Source organism: Alteromonas sp. ABV4_150 (assembly GCF_056311745.1).
Genome location: NZ_CM149971.1, coordinates 3,761,060 through 3,783,990, shown reverse-complemented (window position 1 = coordinate 3,783,990; position 22,931 = coordinate 3,761,060). Strand labels below are relative to the sequence as shown.

General features: G+C 44.2%; 12 protein-coding genes. 1 reads left to right on the top strand and 11 read right to left on the bottom strand.

Annotated features, from left to right (window positions below):
• Nucleotides 1–7: 7 nt before the first annotated feature.
• Entirely contained in the window at nucleotides 8–1,675 is a 1,668-nt protein-coding gene (glnS, locus tag ACYX4M_RS16380; RefSeq protein ID WP_476080917.1) for a glutamine--tRNA ligase, read from the bottom strand.
• 298 nt (nucleotides 1,676–1,973) lie between these two features.
• On the opposite strand from glnS, the gene ACYX4M_RS16375 reads away from it, so the two are divergent.
• A complete protein-coding gene (locus tag ACYX4M_RS16375) occupies nucleotides 1,974–2,996 on the top strand; it encodes a LacI family DNA-binding transcriptional regulator (protein WP_476080916.1) in 1,023 nt (340 codons plus the stop codon).
• A 110-nt stretch (nucleotides 2,997–3,106) separates the two neighbouring features.
• On the opposite strand, the gene ACYX4M_RS16370 is transcribed toward ACYX4M_RS16375, so the two are convergent.
• From ACYX4M_RS16370 to ACYX4M_RS16325, 10 genes are all read right to left on the bottom strand, one after another.
• Nucleotides 3,107–4,807 carry an alpha-amylase family glycosyl hydrolase gene (locus ACYX4M_RS16370; protein ID WP_476080915.1) on the bottom strand — a complete coding sequence of 567 codons (1,701 nt, stop codon included), beginning with the start codon at nucleotides 4,805–4,807 and terminating at the stop codon, nucleotides 3,107–3,109.
• A 1-nt stretch (nucleotide 4,808) separates the two neighbouring features.
• Entirely contained in the window at nucleotides 4,809–6,290 is a 1,482-nt protein-coding gene (locus ACYX4M_RS16365) for an MFS transporter (RefSeq protein ID WP_476080914.1), read from the bottom strand.
• Between the two features lie 38 nt (nucleotides 6,291–6,328).
• On the bottom strand, nucleotides 6,329–8,227 hold the full coding sequence (locus tag ACYX4M_RS16360; RefSeq protein ID WP_476080913.1) for a glycoside hydrolase family 13 protein: 1,899 nt from the start codon (nucleotides 8,225–8,227) through the stop codon (nucleotides 6,329–6,331).
• 176 nt (nucleotides 8,228–8,403) lie between these two features.
• A complete protein-coding gene (locus tag ACYX4M_RS16355) occupies nucleotides 8,404–10,347 on the bottom strand; it encodes an alpha-amylase family protein (RefSeq protein ID WP_476080912.1) in 1,944 nt (647 codons plus the stop codon).
• A 131-nt stretch (nucleotides 10,348–10,478) separates the two neighbouring features.
• Nucleotides 10,479–11,387, bottom strand: a complete 909-nt coding sequence (locus tag ACYX4M_RS16350) for a PEP-CTERM/exosortase system-associated acyltransferase (RefSeq protein ID WP_476080911.1) — start codon at nucleotides 11,385–11,387, stop codon at nucleotides 10,479–10,481.
• A gap of 101 nt (nucleotides 11,388–11,488) precedes the next feature.
• Entirely contained in the window at nucleotides 11,489–11,998 is a 510-nt protein-coding gene (locus ACYX4M_RS16345) for an RNA methyltransferase (RefSeq protein WP_476080910.1), read from the bottom strand.
• 675 nt (nucleotides 11,999–12,673) lie between these two features.
• Nucleotides 12,674–13,525 (bottom strand): patatin-like phospholipase family protein, encoded by an 852-nt coding sequence (locus ACYX4M_RS16340; protein ID WP_476080909.1) that lies wholly within the window; start codon nucleotides 13,523–13,525, stop codon nucleotides 12,674–12,676.
• Between the two features lie 167 nt (nucleotides 13,526–13,692).
• Complete coding sequence (locus tag ACYX4M_RS16335; RefSeq protein ID WP_476080908.1) at nucleotides 13,693–18,024, bottom strand: alpha-1,6-glucosidase domain-containing protein; 4,332 nt, start codon at nucleotides 18,022–18,024, stop codon at nucleotides 13,693–13,695.
• Between the two features lie 83 nt (nucleotides 18,025–18,107).
• A complete protein-coding gene (locus tag ACYX4M_RS16330; protein WP_476080907.1) occupies nucleotides 18,108–21,158 on the bottom strand; it encodes a TonB-dependent receptor in 3,051 nt (1,016 codons plus the stop codon).
• 272 nt (nucleotides 21,159–21,430) lie between these two features.
• Nucleotides 21,431–22,927, bottom strand: a complete 1,497-nt coding sequence (locus tag ACYX4M_RS16325; protein WP_476080906.1) for a tryptophan halogenase family protein — start codon at nucleotides 22,925–22,927, stop codon at nucleotides 21,431–21,433.
• Nucleotides 22,928–22,931: the final 4 nt, after the last annotated feature.

The window sequence follows — 22,931 nt, the reverse complement described above, 5'->3', positions numbered from 1 at the left end:
AATTACATTACTCGCCCATTTTAGCCCATGTGTCTCTTAGCCCTACCGTGCGGTTGAAAACTGGTTTGTTGTCTGTGCTGTCTTTATCTACACAGAAGTAACCAGTACGCTCAAACTGCCAGGCGCCAACTTCAGGAACATTGTCTGCCAAACCAGCCTCTACCCAGCCTTGTTTAATTTCAAGTGAACCAGGGTTTATTGCATTTGTGAAGTCTTCTTCAGCCGCTGGGTTAGGCACGTTAAACAAACGGTCGTAAAGCCTAAACTCCGCTGCCTGTGCTGTTGCGGCATCAACCCAATGAATAACGCCTTTAACTTTGCGGCCATCAGCCGGATCCTTACCTAAAGTATCCGCATCATAAGTACAATAAACGGTTGTTACATTGCCGTTCTCATCTTTTTCAACGCGATTAGCTTTAACTACATAGGCGTTACGTAGACGTACTTCTTTATCTAGTACTAAACGTTTAAACTTTTTGTTTGCCGATTCACGGAAGTCTTCTGCTTCAATATACACTTCGCGGCTAAAGCTGATGCTACGTGTACCCATGGTTTCATCGTTAGGATGATTCGGTGCAGTCAGCGTTTCTGTCTGTCCTTCATCGTAATTTTCAATGACAAGCTTAATCGGGTCTAATACTGCCATCGCACGCGGCGCGTTAGCATTTAAGTCATCGCGAATACAAGCTTCCAACATAGACATTTCAACCATGTTGTCCATCTTGGTTACGCCAATTCGCTTACAGAATTCAACCACAGAGCCTGGTGTATAACCACGACGGCGTAAGCCTGCAATAGTAGGCATACGGGGGTCATCCCAGCCACTTACGTGATTCTCATCGACTAATTGGATAAGACGTCGCTTACTTAATACCGTGTATTCAAGATTAAGACGGGAAAACTCATACTGACGAGGCGTACAGTCAATTGAAATATTTTCAATAACCCAATCATAAAGGCGACGATTGTCTTGAAATTCTAGGGTACATAATGAATGCGTGATCCCCTCAATAGCATCTGAAATGCAATGCGTAAAATCGTACATTGGGTACACACACCATTTATCACCAGTCTGGTGGTGGTGAGCATGCTTAACGCGATAAATTACCGGGTCACGCATACACATAAATGGCGATGCCATGTCAATTTTAGCTCGCAAACTACACTCACCTTCTTTGTAGTCGCCCGCCGTCATCTTCGCAAATTCACGAAGGTTAGTTTCAACGTCTGTGTCGCGATAAGGGCTGTTTTGGCCAGGCTCTTTCAGCGTACCACGCATCTCGCGCATGACTTCTTGCGCAGAAAAATCGACGTAAGCTAAACCTTTTTCAATAAGCTCAACCGCATATGCATGAAGCTGGTCAAAATAATTCGACGAATAACGCGCTTCGCCATCCCACGTGAATCCAAGCCACTGAACGTCTTCTTTTATCGAGTTAACGAACGCAATGTCTTCTTTTGCTGGGTTGGTGTCGTCGAAGCGCAAGTTGCACGACCCTGTGTAGTCTTGTGCAATACCAAAATTCAAGCAAATAGACTTGGCATGACCAATATGTAAAAAACCGTTCGGCTCTGGTGGAAACCGAGTTTTAATAGCGTCATGTAGACCACTAGCCAGGTCTTTATCTATAATCTGACGGATAAAATTGGTCGGACGGTGTTCAGTCTCGGCCATTCGCTTGTTCCCCTTATGCACGTAATATTTCAAAATCTCGCTGAGTATAACACTCTCGTAATTACTTCAACCATGTTTTATTCAAAGAAGCCTAACAAGTGATTGATTTAAGAGCGATCCACTCAAAAACCGCACTATAACCATCATAATAAAACCCGCTGAAACGTACTTTATGAGTAACGCTTCATTAATTTTGATTAGCATTTAGGCGCATATACAGCAAAAAGCGCGCGCTATTCGAAAAATATGGTAATCTAATTCGGCGACAACATTGTCGTAGCAGCAAAACATGGTGTTTATGAAAGAAAAAGCAACCTCTTTTGATATTGCACACTTGGCAGGGGTTTCGCAATCAACCGTCTCGCGAGCGCTAAACAACAGCCCGCTAGTCAACCAAGAAACTCGTGAACGCGTTCAGCGCATTGCCCGGGAACTTAATTACAAGGTAGATAAGAACGCCAGTAATTTAAGAAAACAAAAGAGCAGCACAATTGCCCTACTCTTATTTGAAGATCCTACGTCTGACGACTCAATGATCAATCCTTTCTTTTTAGCCATGCTTGGTAGTATTACTCGCGCTTGTGCGCAAGCGAACTACGACCTACTCGTGTCGTTTCAAAACTTAGAAGACGACTGGCATGCAGAATATGAAGATTCAAACAAAGCCGACGGGATTATACTGCTAGGCTACGGCGACTATACTGATTATCAAAACAAAGTCGCTCAGCTTGAGTCACAAGGTACACATTTTGTTCGCTGGGGCGCACCAGATGAAGCGCACCCGGGTGTAAGTATCGGCTGTGATAACTACCAGGGTGGTCAAAGCATTACCTCACACCTCATCGAACTGGGTAAAACATCGTTTGCCTTTATTGGTGATAATGGCGAGCACGCACCGGAATTTAAAGCACGCTTTGACGGATATTTTAAAACTTTACAATCTCATGGCTTAGCGCAATCAAGTGTCCAACGTAACGCCATTTCTACCGAAGATGCTGGCTCAGAAGCAGTTAGATCATTGCTGCAAGCAGGCGAACTACCCGAAGCTATTGTCTGTGCGTCAGACCTTATTGCTATGGGTGTTTTACGTGCGCTGCGCCAAGCGAAAGTGAATGTTCCGGACGATGTTGCTGTAGTGGGTTATGACAATATTGCGGTGTCTGCTTACACGACACCTTCGCTTACCACGGTACAGCAAAACACGAAGCTTGCCGGTGAGCTATTGGTAAATACCCTATTGAAAGCGATAAACAATGAAGAGGTAGAGGATTACTTAATGCCAGCCGACATTATTGTACGTCAATCTTGTGGCAGCGAATAAACGGCTTAAGCTTGTACTCTATCTGAATAGCCAACTAATCAAACGAAAAGCCCCGAACGTTTAACGTTCGGGGCTTTTTTTACTTTCTATTAATTGTGCTTTGAGTGCTTTTATTGACGGGCCAGCTGATGTTTTATTTGAGAGAGCAACGCCGGGTTGGTAGGTTTGCCCTCGAGAACCCAAACTTGAACGCCATTAGCCTGAACCTTAGCGATTAACGCAGAGCCGTTCGCTACGACCTGTGTTTGCCCCGACAATTGCTCTACCCAGTTTCCTGACTGCATGAAGTTACTCACCTCAAATGATTGTGCCTCATCACTCTTGTTCAGCAGCACAAGCGCTGTTTGCTGCGCATCTTTAGTGTCGACAACGCGATAGAATGCGGCACGATGACCGCTAAGCTCTAGATTAACCTGCACACCGCGCTGCAAGGCGACAGTATTTTTACGTACGTTGGCGATTTTTGTTAGCGCTTGTTGAATAGGATGACTCTTAGCCTGATTAATGCGTTCTTGACCAAGGTAATTACGATTACCGGCATGTTCAGCCGTACCGCGCATGAAACCTATCTCAGAGCCCATATAAACAACCGGTATACCTCGAACAGTAAATAGCCAGTTGTGCGCATTTATAAATCCTTCATCTGTGGCGTTAATGCGCGCCATATCATGGTTGTCATAGAAGGTGGTTAGTTCATAGGGGTTATTATAAGGGCCGTGAGTAAGATGAAGTACCTTTTCTAAGTCTGCAAAATCGCTTTTAAGCGGCTTTTCAAACACGCTTACCATGGCTTTTTGCATAGGAAAGTCTAGGACGCTTACGCCGCCATTTTTAGGTAACGTATGCTGCGCAATATTGTTAGCTTCGTAGTCGAACGCTTCGCCAAACATAAAAAAGTCTGGGTTTTGTTTGCGAATACGGTCAGACGCTTCACGCCAAAATGAATGCGGTACGTGCCTTATGGTATCTATTCTAAATGCATCAGCGCCTTGCGATATCCAATAAAGATAACTGTTAATTAAATAATCCCGAACTTTTGGGTTCTCGTCATCCAGATTTGAAAGCTTGACTAAATCTGGATAGTTGTGAAAAAAGCTATGCAGCGGGTTGTTTTTAGGGTCTAACTCTTCAGGTGCTAGGTTTTGATGGTCAGCAACTAAGTTTCCATCTTTATCGTAAAGCTCACCATAACCTGGCAAGTCTTCTTTCATTGTGAAGCTTGGTGTGCCGTGATTGGCAACGATATCAAACACTGACTTAAGGCCGTGTTCGCGCATCTTCGCGGTATAGTCACTTACGCTCAAATCGTCACTAACGAGATGCTCATCAGCTTTATAAAAGTTTGTCGCCCAATAACCGTGATAGCCAGTTTTTCCGCCATCTTTGAATGCACCGCCATATGTAATAGGCTCGTCGCCGTTAAACGCATAGTCAGGGTTATCGTGAACAGGCGTCATCCATACGGCAGTGAAGCCCATATCTTTAATGTAATCCGCGTTATTTAAGATACCTTGTAAATCACCGCCCATGTAACCCACATAGGCTTTTTCACCGTCGGGCCCTTCCAGCGGCAACTGCCAAGTGGGATGTTCCCCGCCTTGGTCTTCGTGGTTATTCGAAGAGTCGCCGTCGACAAAGCGATCAGTTACCACAAAGTAAACTGCCTCGCTAGCAAATGGCGTACTGGTGCCTACAATAGCCTGAGCGGTATGCTTTTCACTATTGTCTAAAGACGATGTAGCCGTGCTAGTGCAAGCAGAGCAAAATAAACCGGCTAACGTTAATGCAATTGCTGAACGTTTGAATAACATATTAAGATCCCTGCTCCGCTTCAAGTTCTTGTTTATCCGTCTCTTTAACGAAAAAGACAGACACTGCGCCAATCAGCATAGAAACACCGGCCACGACAATTATGTACTTGGCATCGTTGTTAAATACACTGCTTAAGATCCAACCGGCAGTTAAACCTGAAACAATTTGCGGTGCAGCCACGGTGAAGTTGAATATCCCCATGTAAACACCCGTCTTATTCGCTGGTAATGCGCCGGCTAACATGGCGTAAGGCATAGCAAGAATTGCCGCCCACGCAATACCTACCCCTATCATTGGGATAAGTAGTTTCACTGCGCCTAACGGCACAGTTACTTCAGTAATAAGCAGGTTAACGTTCACCATAGTAAGGTCTTGGAATAGTAGGAAACTTACATAGCTAAGGCCACCTAGCGCTAAAGACGAAGCGTATACAGTCTTGCGACCGAATTTATCTGCCAGCTTTGCTAAGAAAATGGAAAAAATAGCAGCGAACACAGAATATGCCGCGAAAAGTATACCTACCCAGTCACCAGCAGCACCTTTTGCCATAACAATAGTTTCAGGCACCATAGGCGCAGCGGCGATATAAGCGGGATCAAACCATTGCTTATCTACGTTCCAAATATGTTGAGTAATCGCCGGTGTGGTGTAAACCCACATAATAAAAAGCGCAAACCAAGAGAAAAACTGAACAACAGCCAGTTGTTTCATGGTGGTTGGCATGTCTTTTACTAAAACTAAAAACTCACCTAAGCGCTGGCCAAGCGGTGCTTTAGCCTTACTTTCACTTGCAGGGGCTTCTTCGGTAAGGCCCTTGTAGCGATTGTACTCGTCTGGCGCATACTCTTTCGTGCGTATAACGGTCCAAATAACCGTACCTAGTAGTACAGTCGCACCTATGTAGAATGCCCACATTACAGAAGGCGCAACCTCCCCCATTTGAGCGGTATTTTCTAGGCCTACCACATTAGTTAGAATGAATGGCAGTATAGAGCCAATTACCGCGCCGATATTGATAAGAAGCGACTGAATTGAATAACCCACGTTGCGTTGTGACGCTGGTACCATGTCTGATACTAACGAGCGAAATGGCTGAAAACACACATTAAACGAGGCGTCCATCAGCGCAACCATTAAAGCGCCCATAACCATAGGCGCTAAGAAGGCAACGAAGATCGGAGCATTAGGTAACAAAATCATGCCTACCACTGCAGCTATTGCACCAGCAAGTATAAACGGCCGACGGCGACCTAATCGATTCCACGTTCTATCAGATGCTGAGCCAACAATTGGCTGAACGATTAACCCCATTATTGGCGCTACAAGCCAAAATAATGATAGCGAGTGAAGGTCAGCCCCTAAGTCTGAAAGGATCCGGCTTACGTTTGCGTTTTGCAGTGCAAAACCGAATTGAACACCTAGAAAGCCAAAGCTGACGTTCCATATTTGCCAGAAAGAAAGGCGTGGTTGAGTTGCTTGCATATTTTGCTCTATTTATTGTTTTACTGTAATTGATACGGTTATTGCACAATGAACACGTTAGCCGACATTGCAGGAAGACTTAAGGTTTCAGAGGCGTTAAATGTTTGACCGTCGCTCACGCGAGTTATTGATACATCTGTACCCAATACCTCTGCGTACTTTGCTAAAGATAGATCTACCGTTTTTTTGTTAAGGATAACCATAAGCTTCTGTGCTGTTTCGTCGGCTACACGAAAATACGTGTAAACACCGTCTACGGGCGCATAATGTTTAAGCTCACCTTTAAATAGTTGGGGATGAGATTGACGTAGCGCTAATAAAGTTTTTATACGCTCTTGCGCCCAAAGTTCGTCATCAGAAAGGCCTTTGCCGCTAAACGCATTTTTTTCGCTATCCGATGGCCACCCGCCAGGAAAATCTGATCGAATAATACCGTGATCTTCTGTTCCTTCATTACCCATCAAAATCTCGGTTCCATAGAATACTTGAGGTATACCTCGAGTAGTTAAAAACAACGTCATTGCCATATTCCATTTGGCTCTGTCGTTGTTTAATTGGGTGAAAATTCTGCTCATGTCGTGATTATCCGGAAAGATAACCAGATTATTTGGATCACCATACAAGAAATCGGTAGCTAATGTCTCATAAACTGAAATAAACCCAGAGTTCCAGCTTTCATCGCTATTAAGCGCCTTAACAACCGCAGCCTGAAGAGGAAAGTCCATTACAGATGGCAAAGCACTGTCGTAATCGTCGTGGCGTTTGCTACCTGCTTGCCAATAAGCCGTAATGGCAGGGTTTACCGACCACTCTTCCCCTACAATATTAAAGTTAGGATATTCTTTCATAATACGGTTGGTCCACTGACTTAAAAACCCTTTGTCAGGGTACGAATAAGTATCTACTCGTATGCCGCTTAAATTTGCGGTTTCCACCCACCAAATGGCATTTTGAATCAAATAATTTGCCAAATGTGGGTTGCGCTGATTGAGATCTGGCATGGTTGGTACAAACCAACCGTCGCTAAACCCTTTGATATCGCTCGCTATGGCGTGAGGGTCGTGAAGCGATTCACGCTTGTGGGTAGTGCCGACAAACTGACCGTTGTTATTTATCCAATCAGAAGACGGCGTATCCTCCATCCATACATGCTCACTACCGATATGATTAAGCACCATATCCATAATAACGCCAATGCCGTTTTCGTTGGCTTTTTTACTTAGCTTTATTAAAGCGTCATTAGAGCCAAAGCGCGGGTCTATAGTGTAATAGTCGGTGGTTGAATAGCCATGGTAACTATACTTCTCCATTGCATTTTCAAGCATTGGCATTGTCCATATTTGGGTGAACCCCATCTCTTTTATATAGTCGATGTTGTTAACAATGCCCTGAATATCCCCGCCATGACGTCCGCCTTTAAAGGCCCTATCTACTTTATCTTGATACCCATCAATGTTGTCATTTTCCACGCTGCCATTAGAGAATCGGTCAGGGGCAATCAGGTAGATGGCATCTTCTGGCCCAAAGCCTTCCCTCGCTGACGAACCTTCAGCACGCTTTTCCAATGAATAGTGAATGTCTCGCGAACTACCGTCTTCGTCCTTTAATGATAACACCAATTCTTGCGCACTCGCGTCGCCAATATCTAGCGTTACAAATAGATAGTTTTCACTGTCAAGTGCCCTGCTCTGTTTTATTTGCACACTGCCTTCGGACACGGAAACTTTATCATCAGCAACGTCTTTGCCATAAATCATCAGTTCCACTTCAGTATGTTGCATCTCTGCCCACCAGTTAGGTGGATAAACACTTAGGCTATTTTCTTGTGAAGAAAAAGCAGAAATTGCAGGCAAAAGTGTAGCAGCGCCGACAAAAAGTGAGAGCGAAACACAGCGTGATGGAAAAATACCATTAGTAACGCGGTTACGATTAAACATAGAAACACCAATGTTAAAAATACGTTAAGTGCAAGATAATACAGAGATACTACATTGCATAAGCAAACTGACCAATGCTCTGCATACGTATTCACGAGACACCATGCCAATAGCCATGGCATCTCGTCTAGATAAAATAATTAGTATTAGATTACGTTAACAGCGCTAAACACTAACTAGAAGGCAAATACTTTCGTCTCTAGGCCATTTAGAGATAACGAAGCTTTGTAGTTAACATCGTCCTTTTCTAAGCTAATGCCGTCATGAAAAAGAAGTGGCTCAAGGCTAATAGTTTTACTACTTACACCCATCACACCAGCCGGAACAGTGATTTCCATTTGTCCTGTAGGTTTATCACTGAAGTTTGCGATAACCACAAAACCATGCTCGCCTTGCATACGAGTAAATATAAATTGCTGCTCTGAATACGCTGAATTTTCGACGCCAAGATTGAGTGCATGAAGGCTGCGGTACTCACCTATAACGGCTGGATTACTAGCGGCAATAGACATTACGTGTTCGTAAAAGTTATGCAGATCTATTTCAGCTTTCGTAGATTGACCACCATCAAATTTGCCATCATTCATAAATCGCTGATGGGCAGGAACACCAACATAGTCGAAAATAGACGTACGCGTTGGGTCGCCAAACCCTGTCTCTTCACTTCCGTCTTCGCCTACATCTTGTCCAAAATAAAGGAGCGTTGGTGAACTACTTATAAGCGCACTCACAGCAAGCGCTGGCTTGCCTTTTTCAGCGCTACCCGCGAAGTCAGGACTCGAAATACGCTGTTCATCGTGATTCTCTAAGAAGTGCAGCATATGTGGTGCAATATCGCTAATTTCCTCATGGACAGCCACGAGATCGCTCACTTTTCCCTGCCCTTGCATGATTGTTTTTAACGTATCGTAAAACCCTACTTTGTCGTAGAGATAGTCCATCTTGCCTTTATTGAGGTAATCTCTGTATTTGTCAGGCTGGTAAACTTCTGCTAGTAAGAAAGCATCAGGTGCTTTTTGCTTAATGCTGCTGTTGAGAAAAGACCAGAACTCTACTGGCACCATTTCAGCCATGTCAAAACGAAATCCATCAACACCTTTATCAATCCAATAGTGAGCAATGTCTCTGAATTTGTACCACGAGTCAGGAAGAGCTTTTCCTTGCCAAAACGCGGCGTGTTCTTCGATGGATTTTTGACTGTATTCGTCAGGTAGCAAGGGAAAATCATAAGTGCCGTCTGGCTTCACGCCATAATTCACCTTTACCGTTTCATACCAGTCATTAATATCTGGCTGCGCTGCTCTTGCACCGTTCCCTGTCCATTTCGCAGGAAACTCTTCGAACTTACCGTCTGACAATGGGTGGGGTTCGCCGCCTAGAGGCTGGTAACTGTCGGCGGTGGGCACTTTAAACGACTCTCCAACAACATAATAGAAATTGTTATCTCTGGCATATTCAACAGACGTATCGTCTTTCGCACCAAAATCACTTACACCTTCAGGAGCTGAGAGCGAATGATAATCACGGGCTACGTGATTGGGAACAATGTCGATAATAACTTTCATCCCCGCAGCATGAGTTCTTTCAATCAGAGCTTCGAACTCTTCTAGCCGCTTCTCTGGGTTATCGGCCAGGTCAGGGTTAACATTGTAGTAATCTTTTACAGCGTATGGGGAACCTGCGCGTCCTTTCACTACATCTGGGTCGTCATTTGATATACCGAAGTCAGTATAATCGTTGATTACGGCGTGATGCGGCACACCGGTATACCAAATGTGGCTGGTGCCTAAAGACTTTATGGCTTCAAGGGCTTTAGGGGTAAAGTCGCTGAATTTGCCTACGCCATTTTGCTCAATCGTACCCCAAGGCTGATTTGTAGAATTAGTGTTTCCAAATAGTCGAGTAAATACCTGATAGACCACAGGCTTCCCTTGCCTTTCACTGTTTTCAGAATGCGTTGACATATCACTCTGTTGACTTGGCGACGAAGGCTTACTCCCTACGCTACTTTGTGTTTGGTTATTTGTTGAAGGCGCTGGACCAGAACACGCCATTAAACCCAATGAAAGCATAGCAACAGATAATGCCTTAAGAGAAAAACCTGACTTTTTATTAACCATAGTACTCGTGACAAAATTGTAAATTATGCCAACAGGATACGCGTTAAAGGTATGTTAAAAAACATGCATACGTATTCAGAAACGAAAAAGCCGTCCAAGGGGACGGCTAATTAATAATGTGATGTTAAAATTTAGGCAGCTTGCGCCACTCGCAATGGTTTTTGCGTTGGAAGAGCGGTATGTGATGGAAGAGTTTCAATAGCTTTTAAGGCACTATTAAGCTCGTTATTGATCTTCGTGTGAAAATTTTTAAGAGGCTTTGCTAAGTCCTCTAATAACACCTGTGGCGATAGCCTGTAAGGCACACGCTTACCGTTAAACTCTACTGCGTCGCCTACTGAATTAAAATGAATACCAAATGCTTTCATTCTTCGTGCTAACTTTGGCTCCATCAAAACGTATGCGTGCTTAACATTTAGATGTTGGCAAATGCTGGTTGCCATTAAATACAGCGCAATAGAAAGGTATGGAAAGTGCTCTACATTAAATGGCGTACTCTTCTTTCGCTTTATTTTTTCAAGCTTCTTCGATGGCAGAATTTTAGCACGCATTTGACGAACTCTGAACTCTCTTGGGATTGCCAATCTTGATATCTCACACACGCTTAACGGGTCGCAGTTAGAAGGTAGAAGAGCACTATCCTCAAATGCTTCACCGCACTTTTCCTCTAAAGGTAACGACAATCCAGCTTCTGTTGGCAATACCAGCCGAATTGTACCTGCGCATTCACCGGTAGGCCGGTGTTTGATATAACAATTGATTGCGCGATCATCGTACTTATCTTTTTCAATGGCAGCGGCATTTTGTTGCTCGAAGTTCATTTCCTCGCAATAGACTTTGTGACGAGTTTTATAGCTCACTTGTTTGTCAATGTCTTCGTTTGCTATAACAAGTTCATAACGACTAAAAAAGAAGTTGGAAATACTTTCTTCAAGCGACAACCGACGTGGAAATGCTTTTAGTAGTTGTTGCGGTAACAGGTTTAACTTATTAGTCACTGCACTATTTAGCGCACGAGCAGCGCTTATTGTAGTTTTCAACGCAAAAGTCCCCTAATTTTAAATAATTGTTTGGCACGTGGGTAACTTCCTGTTAGCAGCAGTAGCCTTAGGTATATTTTTCTAAATTGGTAATTAAGTCGTTATCTAATCTTTGTTTTATTATTCGTGTCTCGGCTTTGTCTGATAAGTGCATCCCCACTTACGTACTCAGACTTTGATAGACGGTCATACAGTAAAACATTGGCTGTTGCCGCCAAATTCATACACGAATAAGTGGGTACATAAACGACGTGATCGCACCATGACAAAACATCTTCGCCCACGCTTCCATCTTCTGGGCCTAAGATATAAAAGGCATTTTCTGGGTGTTCAAACGTCGGTAAAGCTTCTGCACCTTCGACAAGTTCTACTGCAACAACAGATGCGCCTTCTGGGACAACATCCCGTAAGTTTTCAACGCCAACTGTCGGGATAACCTTGTGAAACGCTTTTGTATCTGCATTAAAGTCTTTTGCAAATCTATAACGCTGACCCGTATAAAATACGCTCGCGACGCCATAGCACCCTGCAGCACGAAGGATCGACGCAACATTCACCGGATTCTTTGGATTTACCAATCCAATTGAGATTTTTTGCTTCGCTAATTGCACGTTTTATTTTGCTTTTTCTAATTATTCTCAAATACTGCCACGTCTCTTTGCCCACATCTATGCATAGCAAGAAAAAGTAGCCTTAAGTATTATGCTGCATACTTAAAAGTTGTATATCATTTTATGATTGCTAAGCGCTATCTGCGTAGCGCACGACACAGTCAATGTAGTGCGGTAGAGCTTGTATATATTGTTTTTTATGATGTTTTTTGAAAATATCGCTTTCTTAAAAAAACATATGACATAACGTGTCTGCAATTCAGCTTGCGTCACTACAATGTATAGACGCGTATAACTTTACCTTAAAACTTTCAGCAAAATACAGACCAATACTATGAAACTTTTGCAAGTTGAGTGAAAAGTTTACACACAACTATTTAAGCTTTAGTTAAAGTTGCTAAATATCAGATGGTTATGAAGGTGAGCGCTAAGCGTTGATTTTTGGTGCTGTAGTGATGAAAACAACTGGAGCTTTGGTACGGGTGTTACCACTAGAAAAATACTGGTCGCGATAGCTTAAAAATGGATAAATCCACAAGGGTTGTGTAGTCAATTTGCAACACTGCAACCCATTGAGAAACAAGCATTTTGAATCTATAAACAAAAAAGCCTGGATAAATCCAAGCTTTCTGGCTCTACTGTTGCTGAATCGCTACATATTGTACGGGCCAAAGTTTATGCAGACTTCTGATTTATCACAGGGCCGAGGGCTTTAATATAGCGTCTGGCCATACGTCTACCCTGACCATAGCCCCTTAACAATTTTTTCTTATCCATGGTTAGGCGTTTTACGCTGAAAGCTTCGTCTGGCGCAATTACTTTGATGATGCAGTCGCTTGGTGGATTATTTAGAAAATCTAGCGTTTCGTTATAAATGGCTGCTCGCTGGAGCATCTTTTCAAGGATCGCAGGCTGGTTTCCATACATTTTTTGCATTAACCAGGTTGATTTGACTTCAGGCTTGGTAAACCCAAGTGGCTGAGAAAGTATTACGGTAATGTCCCTTGCGCCCATGTCATAAGCTTTGATTGCCGGTATTGCATCTGCAACTCCGCCATCTAGGTAACGCGTACCGTTAATGACTATTTCATCTCGATATGCAGTGGGTAACGCACAGGACGCCACCATCAACTCGTCTACATTATCTTCTGTGGCCTGAATATATTCACATTCACCTGACTCAGCATTCGTAATCCCCACATACAAAGCCATACTGCCCTTTTCACCTGGAGCGGGAATGTTCATTGATTGCTTTGAGTGATGCCATAACCAATGAACATCTGTCATGTGCCCCCCTTTTATGAAACGAAGCGGGCTGAAAAACTCTCGCTTCGTTGCATATTGGGTGATAATGGTTTTGCTCAAACCTTGCATTTTAGACACGTAAGTCGACAAATTTGTCGCACCAGCAGACACCCCTAGCGTAAAATCAAAGGGGTAATAGTCTTGCTCCATGAATTTATCTAGTACGCCAGCCGCAAATATTCCGCGCATAGCGCCGCCTTCTACAACTAATGCACTTTTCATCGGTTCTCTCCCTGTAGATACATTTAAAACCTTCTGGTATGACCACTCCCAGTATCAACTATCCTACAAGAGAATCAAGAGATATGCCAAGAAGAAAAAACCGCGAACAAGGTCGCGGTTTTTAAATTGTTAACACTTAGACGTTAACTAAACTTTCTGATGAGCGTTTATTTCATCGTTACTGTCAACATGGGGGCATTACCATCGGGCCCGGCAACCTTAAACTCATACAGGCCAGATTCAGCGATTTCAATCATCAAATTGTTATTGCTTGCGCCTAAAGCTTTAGGCTCACCTGGCATGACGATATTACTCGCTGCATCATTAGGATTACCAAGGTTCACCGTCGACCAATCTTCAGAGGCAACTTTAAATTCGATGCTACCTGCACTTAACTCGATGTCGGCGGCGTAGATACCCTCTCCTTGATATTCAAACATATCTACTGCGCCCCAACCGTTCATACCACCGCGGATATAAACTTGGGTGTCTCCCCAAAACGCTTCTTTAAATACACTAATGGTAGGGGCATCTAAATCAGTCACGTTGAACACAAACACATAGCGATCAGCGGTTTCAATGTTTAGAACAAGGTTATCGTTAGTCGCAGCCAACCCAAGGGTTTGACCTGGCGCTAAGTTACGGTCGGCATCGTCGGCAGACAAAGCCCCAAAGTTCACTGTGCTCCAGTCTTCAGACGCAACTTTGAACTCGTACATTCCAGGCTCAATATCTCGAGCAAAGGTATAGATACGCCCACCTTGGTAAGAGAACTCCTCGTCTGTCCCCCATCCATTCATTGCACCACGAAGATACACAGGCGTTCCAACGTAGGGCTCTTCGTTTTCAACCATCAGAATAGGCGCTTCGCTGTCTGATGCATCAATGGTAAACAGGTAAGTCGCGCTGATATCAGGTGTAAACGATAGATTGGTATTCGTACGTGCGAGTACTTTTTCTTCACCTGCTATCACTAATCCATCTTCACCATCTGCAGCACCAAAATTCACGGTACTCCAATCTTCAGAGGCAAACTTAAACCCATAAGTTACACCACCTTCAAGTGAAGCGGTAGCTGTATATATACCGTCGCCTTGGTAGGTAAATGCATCATCAGTTGACCAACCGTTCATGTCTCCACGAAGGTAAGCAAGGGTATCGCCGTAAGGCACAACGTCAGGTGCGCCAGATGTTGCGAACGCTGATAGACCATAACCTTGAGCGCCAGACTGTGGCTTAACGAACACGGCAATAGTAAGTGCAGGTACAGTAAAGGTACCGTTACCGTCTTCACCCTCAACAAAAGTAGCACCACGTACCGCGGCATCAACCGAATTCATTTGTGTAGCGTGAAGTAAAAAGCCGGTTGCTGTATTTACAGTGATAGATTTCTCTTCGTAACCCGTGTTAACGAGTACCATCACCGCATCGTTCATCATATCTAAGTCTTGACGAGGTACTTCGCTGTTAGCTGATACACCGTCGTCAATACTCATCGCAATAAGACCACGCTGTTGGCGGGCGCCAATATTGTGAAACCCGATACGATCGATAATATCTTCTGCCGTGGTTAATCTGAATAAGGGGCTGGTCATTCTAATATTAAGCAATTCTGCAAACACATCAGAAGCAAACATAATGTCCGCCATAGAAGCTGCACGGTTAGGGTTGTAAATGAACTCCCCCATTTCTTCCCAACGGGTTTCATTGTCTTGTGCTAATGGTAAGCCTACATTCCAGTTATTAGTCTCATATGTGAAGTCTACATAGTTAAACCAGTCACCAGAATCGTAAGTATTTCTGTCCATTGATTTAGAACGAAGCATGTCGCCGCCCATTTGTAAAAATGGAATACCTTGCGACACTAGGTTGATACCCATAGCCACATTTTGTGCGCGTACTCGCTGCTCAAGCGTGATGTCCTGTGGAAGTGTGTAGTTTAATTGGTCCCACAAGGTTTCATTATCGTGTTTAGACACATAGTTAATAATATCTGCTGGATCTTCGGCATAGCCGCCCAAGTTACTCGTCGCACCAGCACTGCCTGAAGAGGTCTCCAACACATAGTCTTTAAGCGTACCAATCATGCCCATTTTTACACGGTCTTGTGCACTTAACAGCCCATCATCTTCGGGTCTGAATATCGCGCCCTGACGAATAGCTTCACGAATGCGGTCGTTATAAGTGCCAATTTCAGTACCAGCCATATTAAGCTGGCTGGCTTGTTCGTAACCGCGGTCTATCTTGGTCCAACCCTCGCCATAAAAGTAATTGTCTTCGTCAATAGCTTGAACAGCATCACGAAGGCGTACCATGGTATCTTTGGTTGCCTGGCTCATGATATCGAAACGGAAAGAATCGTACTTGTAGTGTTCAGCCCACATAAGCAATGAGTCTTCCATGAATTTTTCCATCATGACATTGCGTGGCTCTGTATCATCACAGCAAGTTTCGCGAACAATCGCCCCGCTATCTACTTCATAGCGGTGGTAATACCCAGGTACAGCTTTATCTAGAACAGACTTACTGAAAACACCAGATGCGTTGGTATGGTTATAAACCACATCAAGTGCAACGCGAAGGCCCATTTCATGAAGCGCTTGGATCATAGCGCGCATTTCTACAATACGTTCAACACCTTCAGCGCTTGATGCATAGCTACCTTCAGGCGCATTAAAGTGATGAGGATCGTATCCCCAGTTGAACGTATCCAGATTGCGTAAATCATTAGTCAACTGCTGAGCTTTACCCGCTTGTGATAGCGGGTCGTAAGCATTGTAAACGTCAATCAACAAAGCGTCCGCGCTTTCTTCTTCACATACCGCAGCACTGCTATTTAAACGACAAAGCTTACCCACTGTATCGTACAAATCAACAGTGTTGCTTGGGTCTTCATCAATAGTTGCGATGTCATTTGCCGGAAGGATATGGTAATAGGTTAACCCTGCTTCTACTAATTTTTTAAGATGTTCAACCGGTGCCGTGCCCTCCTCGGTAAAGGCAAGGTATTTGCCACGATTTTCTTCAGAAGTAGACATATCGCGCACACTGAAGTCACGTATGTGACCCTCGTAAATAACCGCGTCTTCATAGTTTTCAACCGTAGGAATGGAGTGAGTATCCCACCCCTCAGGTTTTAAATCTTCATCAGCAAGGTTTACAAAGCGTGAGAAACGCCCGTTAGTGCTAAGCGACACAGAATATGGGTCTGTCACAAGCAGCGTTTCTACGTTGCCTGTTATAGGGTGATATACCGTAATCTCATAGCGATAAAGCTGACGGTCTAGCGACATATCGCCTTCATAGCGCCATACGCCTGACGCGTCATCACGCAGCATATCTATACGCTGACTCAACGTTTTATCATCGTTATAAAGCAAAAGGTCGACATTTGAAGCGGTAGGCGCCCACAGTGCAGCGGTAATACCTTGGTCTGTATAAACCCCGCCAAGTTGCGCTTCGTCGGCATCGTCGTCACCCATCGTATACAGCGCATCAATGGCGTTTGCCAATTGAATACCGGTCGCTGCTACAAGGGAACCATCAGCATCATATCCACCAACGACCGCTTGTGTGGTCAATACACTTTTAGCATCTTCTACCGACCAGTCGCCTTCCCAAGCCTGCATAGAAGATAGATGAGGTGCGCGAGCAGATTGCTCTTCGGTAAGTGTTGTACCTATTAGCGCTACTTCAGTACCATTGATACCCTCTTCCAAGGTGCTCTCTAAATCAGCCTGTGCTGAATAATGAAGCTTCACCTCTGATACAGTCTCGGGAACATCCCATAAAATGGTGTTTGCATCTAACCAATGGGCACCAAAGCCTTCTATATCAACTGGCTGTGGACCTAACGACATGATCGGGAATTCAAAAATCGTTGGCTCGCCTGAAAGCGTAAAATTCATTCGCACAAAAGTTTCATCGTCCTGCACTAATGAACCTTGGAAATCACCTCCCCCCATTTCTTTACCGGCGTCATCGGTACCTTTGTGTATGATAAAGTTATGACAGCTTCCGTAATCGTCTTTAAGGTCTAAGATCCAGTACGCACCATAGTTTGGATCGATGCCGCTATGAATACGGCCGTTTGCCCAATCCGTGTCTGCGTCAGCATACGCATCACACTGGTCATTGTTCCAAGTATGTAGTCGCCAACCTTCATAGGCAGCGTCGTTACTAGAGTTATCCGCGTCAACAGCAGCGCGGTTATAGTAAAGCACAGCTTGATTAGATGAAGGGGTAAATACAGGCGCAGGGAGACTCGGATCGGCCCCAGCTTCACACGCGTCGTTTGCTTCGTTAGGGACTAACGGCGCGTCACACTGAATAGGAGGCGGCGGCTCGCATGCTGTTCCTGCTGCATTAGGTACATTGGGCACGTCACAGGTAAGCAAATCGTTTGTACCTGACTCTACGCCGGATCCACCGCAACCTGTAAGTGTATAAGCGCCTACTAAAAGTAACGCTGTCCGCATTACTCTCTTTTTAGTAAACATAAAATTCTCCTGAATATTTTCACTGTTTTTGGCAACCGAACATTTCTTCATGTTGCTAATTAAATTACCTAAGATGTCATTTTTCATAGTTGATATGTCATCCCTAGGTAATATTGGGTGCCAAAGTACTGAATAGTGCCGGTTTGCTCTTTTGATGCGAAATAGCTTTTGGTTGGCTCATCCGTTAGATTGTTTACTTGGAACAGAACGCTCCAATTATCGTTAATTTCATAAGACGCTTGGTAATCAATAACCAGTTCGTCATCAAAGTTAACAACCTGATCGTTAACCGCTACTTGCTGAGATACGAAGGCATCGCGATAGCGACTAGACAGGCGGGTTTCAAACCCTTCGTATTCCCAGAAAACAGTTAATGTTGCTACATTTTCAGAAAGCCCTGGTAAATTAGCGGCGTAAACGCCATCGCCAAGGGTGCGCTGGATTTCGCTTTCCGTATAAGAGTAGCTAGCGCTGACACCTAACCCTGACCATAACCCAGGTAACATGCTGTATATTTGCGTGTATGCGACTTCTAAGCCTCGAATGTAACCACCTTCTGCGTTATTAACCGCCGTGCTATAGCTACCATTTTCTGTAGGCACTGTCACAAAGATAGGTTCGCCGTTTTCATCCCGTGCTAGTTCGGCTTCTTGCCCAGTAAATTCTGGGGTTAAGTAGACTGGAACGCTCACGTTGTCAGGTATGACTATACCGTTTGCTTCAAAATCATAGGGTTCTATTTCAATGTCTTCTACAAACGACTCGATGTCTTTGTAAAAGCCCGCTACAACCAAAGCACCTTCTGTGTCTGAGAAGTAATACTCCCATGACACATCGTACTGTGTAGCGTAAAACGGCTCTAAGTACGGACTATTACGGGCGTTACCACTGACCCGCGCTGTTGGGTTTGAAAGCGTGATTTCACCTGAGTCTCTGTCTTGGAACGCAGTAACTGTTTCAATAGTGGTAGACGCATTCGCCGCAAAACGGTTAATTGGCGCTCTCCCCATTACTTTCGCTGCCGCTACTCGAAGTTGAGTATCATCAGTAAGTTTAAAGTTCAGGTTAATAGAGGGCAGCACATCTGAATACTCGTGGCTAATTAACGCTGGACGATAGAAGTTATTGATGAGCCCTACGTCATCTGTAATGTTTTGTGCACCAGCTGTTGGGTCGCTTACCTCAACTGACGTACCCGTTTCTAAGTCTTGAATAAGCTGGGTAGCACGCTGCAGTGTAGTTGAGCTTTGTTTACTTTTAACGTATCTAACACCGATATTACCTGTAACGGGAATACTGCCAATTTCGGTATTGATGTTTGCCATTAAGTAAGCCGAGTTTACGGTTTCAAATACATCACCGCTTTCTTGTAGTGTCCACGCTGTAGCCGGGCCTGTTCCTGGGCCATTAATGACGCCAGCAGCCCCTGGCCCCCATGTTTGAACTGGCTGCGGTCTACCCTCTGGGAACCAGGCATTGAGCGCGCTGTTTAAGTCGACGGATAAATAGCTTGGGAAATATCCAAAGTCACCGCTCCAATCAACTTGTTCAACCATGTCTGATGTTAAGCGAAGTGGCGGTTCACTGACCGAAAAGGCACTGTCATTACCGTATTCAAAGACAGAGCGATCGTTATTGTATTCCCGATCTGAATAACGATAGCCAAATTCAAATCCCGAGATGATTGGTACGTCTACGTAATACTGGAAGTCGACACGGTATGCATCTAGCTCATCTTTGTTTTCAAATGGATAGATACCGTACTTGCTCACCATGACCCGGTCTAAATCGGTAAAGGCATCGGTTTGGTTAAAACCAATATCAGGCAGGTTTAAGCCGTTCAGCAAATAAGATATTTGAACGTTTTCATCAAATACTGGGTTCGCAGCTGTTGCATCTTCGCCTACAAGCGACCATAACAAGCCGTTTCTAAAGTCACTTTCAGCACTTGAACGAGATACGTCAAACTGAACCGATAAATCAGGAGATATCTCCCAGCTAGCATTAACACCTAAGTTAGTAACACTGTCGAAATCTTGATTGTCGTCATTTACCAATTCAACTCGAGTAAAGCTATTGTCCGTGCGAGAAAAAGTACCGCCAACAACACTGTTGTTAACTACAACCGGGTTAGTAATACCCGCATTAATACCGCCTAACTTAACGCGAAAGCCTCGAGCAAATGCTTCAGAATCAAATTTTGAAATGAAGGCATCAGCTTTTAAGGTAAACGTATCGATAGGCGCCCATTCAAACGCAGCAACATAGCCATCGCGGGTTTCTTCACCGCCTTTGTGCTGCATCTCAAAACCTTCTGAGATTAGCTCACAGTTTGGACAATCTGCCGGGCCATCGGTATCCCCTTCCAGGCCATCAACATCTACCTGACCGTTATAAGCTAACCCGATGAACTGCGTAGAAACGCTTGGCTGGAATAGACGAGCATAGCCCAATGATACACCCAGGGTGTCGTCTAAAAACTTGCCTTGATAAGAAAAGCTCAGTCTATGACCGTATTCCGTAGCATCGCTTATTTCGGAGGCTCTATCGTTATACATACCACGCATGTTTGCGCTAAACTTATGCTGCTCTTCAATGGCCAGTGGTGATGCTGTTTTTAGTTCTACCGTACCCGCAATACCGCCTTCAATTAGCGATGCCTTGGGAGATTTATAAACCGCTGCCTCGCTAATAAGCTCAGACGGATATTGGTCAAATTCAATAGCGCGACTTCCGCTGGTGGATACCTGCTCCCTACCGTTTAAAGTAGAAAAAACAAAGTCGCCTGATAAACCGCGAATATTGATTTGTGCTGCTTGCCCGCCGGTCCTTACCGCAGAGATACCCGGCAAGCGGGTCAAAGCATCTGCCATAGAAACATCGGGAAGCCCGCCAAGATCATCGGCAGATATTTGTTCAGAAACCGTGTCAGAGAAACGTTTTTGATTGAGTGATTGAATTAAGCTGGTACTGAAACCACGTACTTCGATACGCTCTAAGGTATCTTCTTGCGGTCGTTCAACTTCACCTACGGGAGAGTCTGGTGACTCTTGAGCATAGAGCGGCAACGCACTAAACGCGACCCCACTACTGATCAAGGCCGCCATGATAGTGCTGGGTTTGAATGTTTTCATTGGTGTCCCATCCTTGTTTATTATCGACATTTTTAGGAATACCACACCCAAAAGTGCCTCTTATGGAATACCAAATACTACTGGTTTGTATAAAAAGGGAGCAATGCTATGCATACGTATTCATTTACATATATTAAACATTTATGAAACAAATAGTGGAAGCTATTGATTTTTATCGCATTTGCATGGAGAGATTCGAGAGATTAGTGTGGTTACTTATGAGGAATTATACCAACCTTAATAGTTATTCCTGACTTTCAAGGTTGTCACTTTTAGCTTTGTTGCGTTTCAAGCACGACATTATGTTGTTTAAAGTTCAAAGCACAACCCTGTACAAAACGTTCGATGTTTTGCTCTTTGTATAAGTCGCCTCGACCGGGTTGATTCTGTGCCAGCGGTGGAAAAGCACCATAACCCGCGAATAAACAATGCCATGATACTGAATCCCAGTGCATTCCTATATTTTGACGCTTAATCTCATTGGCGAGATCTTCACGTTGAAACCATGTATTAATAATTGATTTAAGTGAGTCTGACAGCTCCATGTTATTTCTGTTTGCGCGCCAATAATCACTATCGTCACGGGTATTAAGTTTATAGTGCGCGACAATGTAGTCTCTCACTCTGTCGAAACGTGCTTTGGCAAACGCATTATAAGCGGCTCTCTCGGTGTTAGAGAAACCACCCTTTTCAAACATATCTGTGAAGTACTCAATGCAAATCTGCACAAGGTGAAGTGCCGTTGCTTCAAGCGGCTCTATAAACCCTTGAGATAGCCCTAAAGCCAAACAGTTGTTCTGCCAGTGCTGCTCAACTTGCCCTACTTTCATTTTAAGGTGTCTGGCTTCAATATCGCTGTTTTCAAGACCTAGGTGATGTCGCAATTCTTCTTCGGCCTTATCCTTCGATAAATGAGCAGCACTGTAAACGTAGCCATTACCTGTGCGGCTTTGTAACGGTATTGTCCAACACCAACCGTTAGAAAGTGCTGTAGACTGAGTTTCTACTTGAATATTCTCTTGTGCATGTGTGGGTAAAACTACTGCAGAATCGTTGAATAAGTTTTCAGAATAAGACTTAAATTTTACACCTAAAGCCTGCTGTAATAAGGTTGAAGAAAAGCCTGTACAGTCAACGAAAAAATCTCCTTCAATACTGCCTTTATCCGTTACGAGATGGCTAATATCGCCGCTAGGATGTAGCGCCACATCACTAATAATGCCACTAACGTGATTAACGCCTTGACCAACCGCCACATCGTGCAGATAGTTGCCTAGCAACGCGCTGTCGAAGTGATAACCGTATTCCATTCTAAATGGAAAGTTTTCCGGAGTAAGCGGCGCTTTGTTTTGCTTTGCCAACACGCCATTTATCAAAAAGTCTTCAGGGCTAACGTGCGTATCAAGCCCTAATCTACGAGTCCGACAATTGACCTCAAAAGCACGTTGAGTAAAGGTATCAGTTTGAGAAATAAATGGATGCCGATATTGTTTTACACCGGACCCCGGACTCCAATCATTAAACTTAATGCTTGTCTTATACGTTGCATTGCACTTAGGCATCCAGTCGCTTTCGGCTATGCTGAGTTCCTCAAAGAAACGTTTAAGTGTGGGTGTAGAGCCCTCCCCCACACCTATGATGCCAATCTCAGGAGATTCAACAAGGGTTACCTTAACCTTGTCCGATGACCATTTGTGCGCAAAATAATTTGCTGCCATCCAGCCGGCGGTGCCGCCCCCGGCTATAACGATATGGGTTGGTTTATTCATAGTT